This window comes from Agrobacterium sp. rho-13.3 (assembly GCF_033957765.2).
Taxonomy (GTDB): Bacteria; Pseudomonadota; Alphaproteobacteria; order Rhizobiales; family Rhizobiaceae; genus Agrobacterium.
Window position 1 is genome coordinate 1,009,296 of the sequence record NZ_CP192774.1, and the last position, 12,376, is coordinate 1,021,671.

Sequence of the window (12,376 nt, forward strand, 5' to 3'; positions counted from 1 at the left end):
TGGCAAGTCGCGCATGAGCGCTCCCTGAAACTTGATGGGGATGGCCTTATTATGGCTATCGTCAACGCGACGCCGGATTCCTTTTCCGATGGCGGATTGTTTTTGGCCGCAGACCAGGCCGTTTCGCACGCGCTTACCTGCTTGAAACAGGGTGCACATATCATCGATATCGGCGGCGAATCCACGCGGCCGGGCGCTGAAAGCGTGACGGACAGCCAAGAGCAGGATCGCGTACTTCCGGTTATTGAAAAGCTGGCCAGAGAAACGGATGCGCTGATTTCCATCGATACCTACCGGGCCTCGACGGCCAAGCTGGCGGTGGAGGCGGGCGCGCACATCATCAACGATGTTTTCGGCTTGCAAAAAGATGCTGGCATGGCTGGTGTCGTCGCCGAGACGGGGGCCGGTGTCTGCATCATGCACACGGGCCGGGAGCGCCAGAAACTGCCGGATGTGATTGCCGACCAGTTTGCGTTTCTCAACCACTCGCTGGAAATCGCCAATCATGCGGGCATTTCGCGCCAAGCCATGGTGCTGGACCCCGGTTTTGGTTTTGCCAAAGACACGGATGAAAATGTTGCGCTGATGTCGCGTTTCGGGGAGCTTCAGGGCTTCGGGCTGCCTATTCTGGCTGGAACATCGCGCAAACGTTTCATCGGTGCGTTGACCGGGTGCGAGACTGCGCAAGAGCGGGACGTAGGGACGGCTGCAACGACAGCAATTCTGCGACTAGCGGGCGCCGTCGTTTTTCGCGTACACAATGTGGCTATGACGCGTGATGCTCTTGCGATTACGGACGCCATTCTGAAGCTGAAAAAAGAACATCAAGGGGAGGCGCACTGATGAGCCTGTATACAATTCTGCTGAAGAACTGTTCGTTTTTTGCCCGCCATGGATTGCTGGAGCAGGAAGAGACGCTCGGCCAGCGGTTTTTCGTGGATGCGGAAATGGACGTCGAGGCCGGCGATGCGCTGGAGACGGACAATATTGAAAACACGGTCGATTACGGCGTGGCCTTCGCCGTTGTCGAAAGCATTGTGGCGGGTCAGCGCCGGTATTTGATCGAAGCCTTGGCGAATGACATCGCCACGGCGCTTCGGCAGCGTTACCCGCAAATCGTGCGGGTGAAGATTACCGTGCGCAAACCGTCTGCGCCCGTTCCTGGCATTCTTGACTATGCGCAAGTGAGTGTCGAGCAGCATGGCTGAGACTATCATGCTGGCGGCTCTTGGGCTGGGCGGCAATATTGGCGATCCGCCCGCCGCCATGGCGCAGGCATTGAATGCCTTTGCGACCCATGAACACTGCCGTCTGCTGGCCGTCTCGCGCCTTTACAGCACGCCGCCATGGGGAAAGGTCGATCAGGCTGATTTCTTCAATTGCTGCGCGACGATTGAAACATCGTTGGCCGCGGAAGCGTTGCTGGACCTTTGCCTTGAAATCGAACGTGGCATGAAGCGCGTGCGCAACGAGCGCTGGGGACCGCGCACGATCGATATCGATGTGTTGACCTATGGCGATGCTACCATCACCACCGAGCGTGTGGAAATTCCGCATCCGCGCATGACGGAGCGGGCCTTCGTGTTGATGCCGCTGGCCGATATCGCGCCGGACCTTGTCGTGAATGGCAAGCCGATTTCCGAATGGCTGAACGCGGCTGATAAAACCGGAATCAAGGCCGCAAACGAAAAACGGGAGTGGTGGACACTCCCGTTCTGAAATGACTGAGTAAGCGAAAACGCTTTATTCCTTGATGGAAGCAACGGGCATCTTGTCGATATCCCGCGCCAGCGTCAGACCGATAACCGGCACCATCTGATCCGCGACTTTGACGGAAATGGTGATGTTCATGGATGTGTTGCTGGTTACGCGAGCAACCATGGCGCCGTTCAGCTTTGCACGGTTGATGCCGAGCACGACCTTATCGCCGCTGACTTGGCCCGATGTAATATCGAGACCTTTGCCCTCGGAGCCATCGAGGAACTTGCCCTCATAGCTGCTGCCTTTTTTGGCAATGACCGCAGACATGGGCTGGCTGAACATGCCAACGCGGCAGGTGCCGTTGAGCTTTATGCCGGTTTCCTTGTCGCCCAGAGGTTCTCCGTTCAGATCGCAAGTGAACTTCGTGCCCTTGTATTTGCCGGCCACGATCTCGCCGGGGCCAGACCATACGCCAGCGACGGAGCCGAAAAACACGTCATCGCGTGAGGCAGCCTGAACGTCTGAAACTGCAAGCCCGCCACTGACGGACATAACGGCGGCAAGTCCGCCCAGTAGCGAAAAGAAGCGCGAATACATGATACTTTCCCTAGCGAATTGGCCGCTTTGTGTAGGGGCAATCTATGTCGCGAATGGTTAATGCTTGGTTTATTTGCGCGAAATTAAGCGTCGTCGTCGTAACCTTTTGATGCGTCGAAGCCCTGTGAATCAGGCTTTTTCGCCCTTTCTTCCGCCGGTTAGATCAGGCGTCAGGTCGGACACAAAATCGCTGATGCCGGGGCGTTTCAGCGCTCTGAACGGCAGTGGGCGGCAGAGATCCATGGCGGCGATACCGATTCGCGCTGTCATCAATCCGTTGATCACACCTTCGCCCAAGCGAGCCGAAAGCCGGGATGCAAGGCCGTGGCCAAGCACCTGTTGCGCCAGTCCATCACCCACGGCAATCGACCCTGTCACGGCCAGATGGGCAATCACATCGCGCAGCAATCGCAACATGCCGAGCGTGCCGGGACGCCCGCCATAAAGCTCTGCCATGGTGCGCACCAGCCGCGTGACTTCGAACAGCACATAGGCAAGGTCCACCACAGCACGCGGGCTGACGGCAGTGACCACAGACACGCGCTTGGAGGAATTCATGATCAGCGCCCGCGCCTGACGGTCCAGCGGGCTGAGAAGCTCCCGCTCCGCAAGGTCTATGAGGTGCGGGCCGTCGATCACATCGTTTTCGGTTTCCTTCAGCGCGGCGCGGCCTTTCGCCGTTTCTGCCCGGTGCGACAGCACCGCATTCAGCCGCACGATCACGGCGCGGGCGGCAGAGGGCTTTTTCTCAAGCGCTGCCTTTTCCGCATCTGCTTTCAACGATTGAACCGCATTCAGCCGCAATATGCCGACGGCTTCCCGCGCCACCAGAGCCAGCACCGCGAAGATGGCAATGCCAAGGGCTGTACTTGCCGTGTAGCCCAGCCAGTCCGACCGCGAAAACAGATCGCGGATGAGCTGATCGGCCCACAGTCCGAAAGCCAGCGACAGCAACACGCCAATCGCACCCACCGCCAGCTTGCCGAAGGAAAAACGGCGCTTTCGCGGAGCGGCCACGGGCAGGGCGGCTGTATCGACCTCTTCGGGGGCCAGAAACGGGTCTTCCTCATCCGGCGTCATGGAAATATCCGCGTCGAAACTGCGCGGCGCACGTTTCACTTCGGTGGTGCTAACCGTCGCCGGTTCGCTTTCCAACGTGAATGCTGCCGGGCGGCGGCCGGAAGTGTTGTTGTCTTCTTTCATGCGAGTTTGTCTCCAAACAGAAACTGCATCGCGCGATCCAGCCTGATATGCGGAACCGACAATTTTATGCCACCGCTGGTTTCTTCCAGCTTGGGTGGGCGAAAACGGACGACATTGACATCGGGCAGATCTGCGGTGCTGCTCTCCGCATCCAGCGCCCGGAATAACGGCTCCGGGTCTTCCGGCAAATCACCGGGGAAAATCGCGGTCGTGCGATTGCCGTCGAACATCTCGCCGTTGATTTTTTCGCCGGCTATCGGCGTGCCGACGATGACCGGCAGCGAATGGCCATCTTGCCGCACACTGGCTTCCTTGGTGGCGCGCACCGAGGCCAAAGCCATGACTTCGATACCAGCGCCGCTCATGCCGATTGTGGTGATGGCCCTGTCGACCAGACGGCGGGTAAGGTTTTCCAGCCTGTCGTGGCTTTCATGATGCAAATGATCCGCCTTGGTTGCCGCCACCAGGACCTTGTCGATGCGCCGACCAACCAGCGACGACAGCAGGCTGTTTTTGCCCGGACGGAAGCAGGCGAGAACATCGCCCAGTGCCCGTTCCAGATCCTGCACGGCCTCCGGTCCGCGATTGACGGCCTGGAGCGCATCGATCAGCACGATCTGACGGTCGAGGCGGGCGAAGTGTTCGCGGAAGAACGGCTTTACGACGATGGACTTATAAGCCTCGTAACGCCGCTCCATCATGGCGCGCAGCGAACCCTTTGGCGCTTTTTCATGGGTCAGGCCGGGAAGCGGCGAAAATGTGAGGGCAGGTGAACCTTCCAAATCCCCCGGCATCAGAAAACGACCGGGCGGCAGCGTGGACAGTGAACGCTCATCGGATTTGCAGGCGCGCAGATAGGTCGCAAAACTTTCCGCCAAACGCCGTGCCGTCATCTCATCCGCAGGCGCGTTGATATCGATGGATGAAGCGATGTCGAGCCATTCGCGGGCAAGCTCGGCGCGCACGCCACCGGAGGCGAGTGCGACGGTATCATCGCTGAATGTCTTGTAGTCCTGCGTCAGCAAAGGCAGGTCCAGCAGCCATTCGCCGGGATAGTCGACGATATCGATGGACAGGCGGCCCGCTGAAAACCAACGGCCCCAACCGCTGGCGCTCTGGTAATCAAGCGTGATGCGCAGTTCGGATATCGCCCGTGTCGAATCCGGCCAGATACGATCCCGCACCAGTGCCTGAATATGATCCTCATATTGAAAACGCGGAATCGCATCATCCGGCTGCGGTTCCAGCCGCACATTGGACACACGGCCCGAGCGAATGGCTTCAAACAGCGGCAAACGCCCGCCATTCAGCAGATTATGCACCAGTGAGGAGATGAAAACCGTCTTGCCCGCCCGCGAAAGCCCGGTCACGCCCAGCCGCAATGTGGGCTTCGTGAGCGCGCTTGCCCGGTCGGCAAGGTTGTCGATGGCAATCAGCGCGCTGTCGGTGACGGAGGTAAGGGATGGTGGCAATGCAGGTTTCCCACAAAATATTTCGCTATCCCAAAATATATAGGTCAGCCGCTTGCTCAAAAAAGAAGCGGCTTGTCGAAAGTTTTGATTCAGCGTTGGGCGGGCTTATGGCGAAAGAAAATCGACCAGATGCCATGCCACGTCTTCGCCATCCTGCGATGGCGCGGCATTCAACACCGCCAGACCGGCAGTGGGGAAACCGGAGGACAGAATGGCATCCACATTGGCGTGGCCGATAAACGCCTCCAGCACGGCTTCCATCGTCGGGTTGTGACCTACGAGCATGACGGACCGGTCTGCGCTCTGCGCGGCAAGCAGCGCGATATAGGTTTCCGGTGGCGCGTTATACATCTCATCGACATAGGTGATGTCGAAAGTGTCGTTGAATGCCCGCCTTATGGCCTCGGCGGTTTCGCGACAGCGAATAGCGGTGGAGCTTAAAATGACATCCGGACGATAGCCCTTATCGGCAGCGCGATCCGCGATGATCTCGGCTTGCGCATAACCTGCATCGTCCAGCCGCCTGTCGAAGTCTCGCTCACCCGGATGAGGCCATGCAGCATGTGCGTGGCGTAGAAGATAGACCCGGTACGGCGGTGGGGTAAACGCTGGCATTTCCAGGGTGTCCTATGCGGCTCTAAACATCTCTCGGACGCTTTACAGGATTAGACTGTTGGCCTGCAAGTGGCGGTTGGTATAAGCAAGTTCCGATAATGTGATTGAAGAAATAATTCGTGTTTTGCCAATAAAGCATAAAAAATAACCATTTAGCTGAATTTTGTGACAGATTTAAAAATGCCTGAAAACTGTTCTCCGCACTTGAATGGCCATATGTCATTGGAGTATACCCGCGCCATATGAGATGTTCTTCGAGGAGAATCGCGTGAGTGAGAAGATCGATCTTAGCAACTATGTGCTCTCGGAAAGCGATGAGTTCATGAATGCCAACCAGCGTGCCTACTTCAGATCCAAGCTGATAGGTTGGCGAAACGACATTCTAAGAGAGGCGCGCGAAACGCTCGGTCATCTCGCGGAAGAAAGTGCCAACCATCCGGACCTGGCAGACCGGGCATCATCTGAAACAGACCGGGCCATCGAGCTTCGTGCTCGCGACCGCCAGAGAAAGCTGATCTCGAAGATAGACGCAGCGCTTCAACGGATCGAAGACGGCACCTACGGTTACTGTGAAGAAACAGGCGAACCGATCGGCATCAAAAGACTGGATGCCCGCCCCATCGCCACACTGTCCATCGAAGCACAAGAACGCCACGAACGCCGCGAAAAGGTCTATCGCGACGAGTGAGTGTTCAGTTTTGCGCTTGAGTTGCGTTGTTTTTCTAGATGCATGACATTCGATTATCGAAAAGCCGTATCGGAAACGATGCGGCTTTTTGCAATAGCCATTCGTACATGGCGGTAAGCCTTGCAAGAGAGTTTCAACTTAGGCTGAAAGCAAAGCCGATGTGGCCGCAGATGGCGGTCAAATCGCGTTGGTTGGTTTAACGCTCTTCGCGGTTTTATCGCGCGCCATCTCTGAGCGCATACAACTCGAATCTCCCCAGGTGGACAGCCAGATCATCATATCTGTCAGAGCGCCGATGACCGGCAATAATAAAGCGCGGCTTAGGCCTTGGCTTTTCTGGTTGTTTTCTGCTTCCCGCAGGTGCGCCAATTCCTGTTCCTGAATTGATGCGATGAGAGCATGCAGATCAGGATCTCGGTTATCTAGGAAAGCCAGTTGATCTTGAAGATGCCGATGGACTGCGCTCTCTACAGCCTCAGTACAAATCCACACCATATTGCGCCCGCACAGCGCGGTGAGAAAGCCAAGCACATAACCGCCAAGGCTCCAAAGCGACATGACGCGACAGGGTTTGGCGCCGCGCTCAGGCATGGCCTCACGAAACAAGCGGCAATGATCGATCTCGTCATCACGCATGTCTTCAAGCGTCTTTACGATGTCAGGAAAGAGCCGACCGGCTATCAAGATCTGGGCGCCGTAAATGCGAATTGCGCCGAATTCGCCAGCGTGGTTGACCTTGAGGATGCGACGAATGGTGATTGCGGTGTCGCGGTTCGACTTGCTCAACACATCAATCATTACCCACGCAGCCTCGATTCTCATGCAATCATTAAGAGTACCCTCTTACTGTTTCGTCAAGAGATAAGCTGAACCGCACAATAGGCTTACAGGCAATCGCGCACGCATTACATTCGCCCATCTTCTGCAAGATATACCCGAAAACGAAAGAGGCTCCGTAATACGGAGCCTCCATTCATTGTCATATCTTGTCAGAGAGCAGCGGCTTAGAAAAAGCCGCGTCTTTGCCACCAGCCGCCCTTGCGGGGCTTGGATTGGTCGCCGTCTGTGCCTTCGTTCGAAGCAGAGGTGACGACCGGCTCGGAGGACGAGACGTTGTCACCACGGTTGGCCCGAGTAGGCTTGGCGGTCTCTACCGTGTCGTTTCCGAGATCGGCAGACGCCTGGCCAGCTTCTTCGACCGCAACTTCCGCGACGGTGACATCAACGACAACCGGCTCGACAGTTTCAACGGCAGCGGGAGCAGGAGCAGCTACGGGTGCTGCGGGTTCAACCGCTGCTTCTGTAACCTTTTCCTTCGCCTTGCGGGTCCGGCGTGGCTTCTTCGGCTTTTCAGCTTCTTCCACGGTCGGCGTTGCGGCTTCCGCCTCTACAGCTTCAACAACAGCAGGCACTTCGACGCCTTCGATTGCAGCGGCAGCAGCGCCGTCTTCGTTGCCGTCATCCGATTCAGCTTCACTGCCATCATTTTCAATGATGTCGCCGTTCTCATCCCGATTGCGGCGTCCGCCACGCTTGCCACGACGGCGGCGCTTGCGCTTTGCTTCTTCGGAGGCGGCGCTATCGTTTTCGTCCTGTGTGGAAACGACTGCGTCTTCGTCGGTTTCAGAATCGTCGTCCTGATCATCGGACGAACCTTCTTCTCCAGTATCGCCCTGAGCGTCAGAACCGTTCTGGGCTGCACCCTTGCCACGACGACGACGACGACGCTTGCGCTTGCGTTTGCCATCTTCACCCGTATCAGCCTGCGGCTGGCGTGGCTCGGTCTTTTCTGCCTTTACGACTTCTTCCTCGTCTTCATCCTCATCGGCTTCGATGATGATTTCTTCCTCTTCTTCCTCAAATTCAGGAAGCATCTGGATGAGGCTTTCAATCTTGACCGGGTTTTCAACGGCTTCGCCGCGATCGATCGCGAAATGCTGCGCACCAACGCTGGCATCTGCTGCGATGATGATGGCTACGCCGAAGCGGGCTTCATAATCGACAATCGTGCCGCGCTTGTGGTTGAGCAGATAGAGCGCGGTATCGGGCGTGGAACGAACCGTGATGTTATGCGTGGTGTTGCGCAGCAGATATTCTTCAACGCCGCGCAGAACATGCAGGGCGATGGAGGATTCGGAGCGAACATGGCCGGTTCCGCCGCAATGCGAGCAGACCTGCGTTGTCGATTCCAGAACCGATGCGCGAATACGCTGACGCGACATTTCCAGAAGGCCGAAATGCGAGATACGGCCGACCTGAATGCGGGCGCGGTCGTTTTTCAGGCAATCCTTGAGCTTCTTCTCGACAGAGCGGTTGTTGCGCTTTTCTTCCATGTCGATGAAGTCGATGACGACAAGACCGGCAAGGTCGCGCAAGCGAAGCTGACGGGCAACTTCTTCTGCCGCTTCCAGGTTTGTGGCAAGCGCAGTTTCTTCGATGGAGTGTTCGCGGGTCGAGCGACCGGAGTTCACGTCGATGGAAACCAGAGCTTCCGTCTGGTTGATGATGAGGTAACCGCCGGACTTCAACGTCACCTGTGGCTGCAACATGCGGTCCAACTGCGCTTCGATGCCGGAGCGCGAGAAGATCGGATGAATGTCGCGGTAAGGCTGAACGACCTTGGCGTGGCTCGGCATCAGCATTTTCATGAAGTCTTTCGCTTCACGATAGCCTTCTTCGCCGGACACGATGATCTCGCTGATGTCCTTGTTATAAAGGTCGCGGATCGAACGCTTGATCAGCGAACCTTCTTCATAAACGAGGCACGGCGCTGTGGAGTTCAGCGTCAGCGTGCGGACGTTTTCCCAAAGGCGCATCAAATATTCAAAGTCGCGCTTTACTTCGACGCGGGTGCGGTTTGCACCGGCTGTACGAAGAATAACGCCCATGCCCTGTGGCACTTCCAGATCACGCGCGATTTCTTTCAAACGCTTGCGGTCTGCCGGCTGGGTGATCTTGCGGGAAATACCGCCGCCACGCGCCGTGTTTGGCATCAAAACAGAATAACGACCTGCCAGAGACAGATAGGTCGTCAGCGCAGCACCCTTGTTGCCACGTTCTTCCTTGGCAACCTGAACCAGAAGAATCTGGCGGCGCTTGATCACTTCCTGAATGCGGTACTGCTTGCGCGGCTTGCGGGAAATGCGCTCTGGAACTTCTTCCATCGCATCTTCTGCGCCAACGGATTCAATGATTTCCTTCTCGTGATGATCGTCGTCATCATCGTCGTCGTCATCATTGCCGTTGTTACGGCCAAGGCCTTCGACCTCTTCGGAAATCGTATCGGTATCGACCATGGCAGCCATGTCGCCACCCTTGCCGCCATCTTCATCGGCGCTTTCGTCCGTGGATGCAGCTTCGGCAGAGGCTTCGTCAGCGTCCGGCTTTTTCTTGGCGCGGGAGCGGCGAGGGCGCTTCTTTGGCTTTTCTTCTTCTGCGACAACGTCTTCAGCAACAGCTTCAACGGTCTCAAAAGCAACGTCTTCGGTTTCTGTGGATTCCGAAACTGTTTCGACAATCGCTGTTTCTTCAGGCGCAGCTTCGGTCAGTGGAACGATACCAACATCCGGCTGGTCGGCCTGCGACAGATCGACGGACGATCGTGTTGGTTCATTGGGGGCATCTGCCGGTTCGAAGTCATCGCCGCGACGGTGATCTTCGGCCTCTGCGCGCAGAAGAGCCTGCCTGTCGGCCAGCGGAATCTGGTAATAATCGGGGTGGATTTCTGCAAAGGCGAGAAAGCCATGACGATTGCCGCCGTAATCTACGAAAGCGGCCTGAAGCGACGGTTCTACACGCGTAACCTTGGCAAGATAGATGTTGCCGCGGATTTGTTTTTTGTGTTCAGATTCGAAATCGAATTCCTCAATCCGATTTCCACGAACAACGACTACGCGTGTCTCCTCTTCGTGGGAGGCGTCGATAAGCATTTTGTCTGCCATGTAAGCTGTGCTCCTCGGCGCAGCCCTGTCCCATACGCGAATAAGCCCGCCACAAGGGCAGGCCTTTCATTTATTGTCGAGGGTGTGCCGGAAATGAAGTTTCCTGCCCGGCGTCTGTAAACTGGCAGCATCCGGACGACTGGCAAAGCGTTAAGCCTGCGCCCTGTATCCGGTTCATGTGAAAGCTGCTGCAACGACATCATTGGCCAAGCGGGAACGACTTTAATAAATAGACCCCGAAGGATCCGATGAAATTGCTCTCTTCGAGCGTGCGGTGGCATGCCACCGGGTATTGTTCCGGCCACGGCCGGAATTGATCCAGTTTCAGGAGAAAAATGTAACGACGGCAGATGATTGCCCGATTTTACAGCGCCAGCGTCTTTGTCGATTGGCAGCCGGCGGGCATCTATCCCGTCAACACTTTTAACCCTCATTCATGTTGTATGTTTTATCCGTCACAATAGCAATAGGGTGGCTAAATATGCCATATCATTGACGGAATTTCACAGTTAAGAATTGCTTCACCAAGGCCTGCGATTGTTGCGCGGCGGCGCAAATCACGCCATTCTCTTGTGTGTAATTGCGATGAATTGGCGCAAATGAGCCGCTTCATTAATCGAAATGACTAAAATACGGAAATAACGTTGGCGGCCATCGAAATCTTCAGAGATGCAAAAAAGGTGTCATATTCCGGCGTCTGGATCAGGCGAATCGGCCGGATTGTCGCCGTTGCATGTGCTGCGATTCTACCCTTGATTGGTGCGGTCCACGCCAATGAGGGTAAACCACCGCTCGTCGCCAGTTCCGCCCGCATCATCGGTGACGAAGCCCGAACCCGCGTGGTGATGGATTTTAACGAGGAGCCTGAATTCGAGGTTCACTACCTTGATTCTCCCGTGCGGATCGTTGTGGATTTTCCGGCAGTCGGCTTTTCCTTTCCGACACGTGATCTGGCCCCGACCGGGTTGTTCAGCGATATTCGTTTCGGCAGCATGGGTGAGGGCAGCGCCCGGCTGGTTCTGACCGCGAAAAAGCCGGTACAGGTGGCGATTGCGGAAACCAAGTTGGAAGACGGCGGCAAAGTCTTCCGTTTCGTGCTGGACACTGAAATCGCAACGAAGCAGAAATTTGCAGAGCTGATGAAGAATCAGAACTGGCAGGCGCTTGCGCCAGCGACCACAGCATCCGTCACCACCGATGTGGTTCAGAAAACCTCCCGCCAGTCAGATTTCGTGATCGCCGTTGATGCCGGTCACGGCGGCATCGATGCGGGCGCAAAGGGCGGAGTGACGGGAACGGATGAGAAGGTCATCACGCTGACCTTTGCCAAGGAGCTTGCGGACCGTCTGAACAAGATTGCCGGTATCAAGGCGTTTCTGACCAGAGATGATGATACGTTTCTGGCGCTTTCGGAGCGCGTGACGCTTGCCCGCCAGCAGAACGCAAACCTGTTTATTTCCGTTCATGCCGACACGTTGAAGCAAAAAGGTATTCGTGGAGCGACTGTGTATACCATCTCGGACCGCGCTTCCGACCGCATGGCGCAAGACCTTGCCGAGCGTGAAAACCTTTCCGATCAGATTGCCGGCGTTGCCGTGCAACATGCCCAGCCAGAGGTCGCAGACATTCTGCTGGATTTGACCCGCCGCGAAACGCAGGCGTTTTCCGTCACTTTGGCGGAAAACATCGTCAATTCCTTCGAGGGGCAGGTGGGTCTCATCAACAATCCGCACCGTTACGCAGGTTTTCAGGTGTTGCGCGCCCATGATGTGCCGTCCGTGCTGCTGGAACTTGGCTTTCTTTCCAATCCGGACGACGAAAAACTGCTGCTGGATGATCAATGGCGCCAAAAGGTTGCCGACACGCTGGCCACAGCCGTTACCCGTTACCGGGCGCAAGCTTTGGCGAATGGCGGCTAAAAGACGCGCATTGGTGCTGTGACATCTCTGCGACCTTTGCTTTTAAAACCGTTCAACTCTTGTTAACTCGTGCGGTTTGTAAGGTCGAAGCCCTATTTTACTCACATTCCACACGTTACTCGACGTTGAGATTCGATGGTGATGGTCACCAGATTTCCGCTCGGGAACGGGCCTTCGCACGATAACATATCGGAGAATGCCCCTGTCGGCGCTTGTCATCGATGAAGCGGTGTGCAAAAC

General features: G+C 56.3%; 11 protein-coding genes. 5 read left to right on the top strand and 6 right to left on the bottom strand.

Features of this window, described 5'->3' with window-relative positions; translation table 11 throughout:
- Positions 1–51 precede the first annotated feature (51 nt).
- Genes folP through folK form a run of 3 tightly spaced genes read left to right on the top strand, consistent with a single transcriptional unit; the run spans position 52 to position 1,719 of the window.
- Complete coding sequence (folP, locus tag RMR16_RS05045; protein ID WP_320200120.1) at positions 52–843, top strand: dihydropteroate synthase; 792 nt, start codon at positions 52–54, stop codon at positions 841–843.
- Positions 843–1,208, top strand: coding sequence for a dihydroneopterin aldolase (folB, locus tag RMR16_RS05050; protein WP_320200069.1), 366 nt, complete (start codon positions 843–845; stop codon positions 1,206–1,208). Before folP ends, folB begins: the two co-directional genes overlap by 1 nt.
- Positions 1,201–1,719 carry a 2-amino-4-hydroxy-6-hydroxymethyldihydropteridine diphosphokinase gene (gene folK / locus RMR16_RS05055; RefSeq protein WP_320200068.1) on the top strand — a complete coding sequence of 173 codons (519 nt, stop codon included), beginning with the start codon at positions 1,201–1,203 and terminating at the stop codon, positions 1,717–1,719. The genes folB and folK overlap by 8 nt, the downstream gene beginning before the upstream one ends.
- Before the next feature lie 24 nt (positions 1,720–1,743).
- On the opposite strand, the gene RMR16_RS05060 is transcribed toward folK, so the two are convergent.
- From RMR16_RS05060 to RMR16_RS05075, 4 genes are all read right to left on the bottom strand, one after another.
- A complete protein-coding gene (locus tag RMR16_RS05060; RefSeq protein ID WP_320200067.1) occupies positions 1,744–2,298 on the bottom strand; it encodes a hypothetical protein in 555 nt (184 codons plus the stop codon).
- A 129-nt stretch (positions 2,299–2,427) separates the two neighbouring features.
- Positions 2,428–3,501, bottom strand: a complete 1,074-nt coding sequence (locus RMR16_RS05065) for a YcjF family protein (RefSeq protein WP_320200066.1) — start codon at positions 3,499–3,501, stop codon at positions 2,428–2,430.
- The gene (locus tag RMR16_RS05070) at positions 3,498–4,973 is read right to left on the bottom strand and encodes a YcjX family protein (protein WP_320200065.1); all 1,476 of its coding nucleotides are present in this window, start codon (positions 4,971–4,973) and stop codon (positions 3,498–3,500) included. The genes RMR16_RS05065 and RMR16_RS05070 overlap by 4 nt, the downstream gene beginning before the upstream one ends.
- 105 nt (positions 4,974–5,078) lie before the next feature.
- Positions 5,079–5,588, bottom strand: coding sequence for a SixA phosphatase family protein (locus RMR16_RS05075; RefSeq protein ID WP_320200064.1), 510 nt, complete (start codon positions 5,586–5,588; stop codon positions 5,079–5,081).
- Between the two features lie 268 nt (positions 5,589–5,856).
- Between RMR16_RS05075 and dksA the strand changes: the two genes are divergently transcribed.
- A complete protein-coding gene (dksA, locus tag RMR16_RS05080; RefSeq protein ID WP_320200063.1) occupies positions 5,857–6,276 on the top strand; it encodes an RNA polymerase-binding protein DksA in 420 nt (139 codons plus the stop codon).
- 177 nt (positions 6,277–6,453) lie between these two features.
- Here dksA and RMR16_RS05085 read toward each other — a convergent pair whose 3' ends face one another.
- Both RMR16_RS05085 and RMR16_RS05090 read right to left on the bottom strand, forming a co-directional pair.
- The gene (locus tag RMR16_RS05085) at positions 6,454–7,074 is read right to left on the bottom strand and encodes a demethoxyubiquinone hydroxylase family protein (RefSeq protein WP_320200062.1); all 621 of its coding nucleotides are present in this window, start codon (positions 7,072–7,074) and stop codon (positions 6,454–6,456) included.
- Positions 7,075–7,280: 206 nt separating this feature from the next.
- The gene (locus RMR16_RS05090; protein WP_320200061.1) at positions 7,281–10,217 is read right to left on the bottom strand and encodes an Rne/Rng family ribonuclease; all 2,937 of its coding nucleotides are present in this window, start codon (positions 10,215–10,217) and stop codon (positions 7,281–7,283) included.
- Between the two features lie 719 nt (positions 10,218–10,936).
- Here RMR16_RS05090 and RMR16_RS05095 point away from each other — a divergent pair.
- Positions 10,937–12,136 carry an N-acetylmuramoyl-L-alanine amidase gene (locus RMR16_RS05095; RefSeq protein ID WP_413786004.1) on the top strand — a complete coding sequence of 400 codons (1,200 nt, stop codon included), beginning with the start codon at positions 10,937–10,939 and terminating at the stop codon, positions 12,134–12,136.
- The last annotated feature ends 240 nt before the right edge of the window (positions 12,137–12,376 follow it).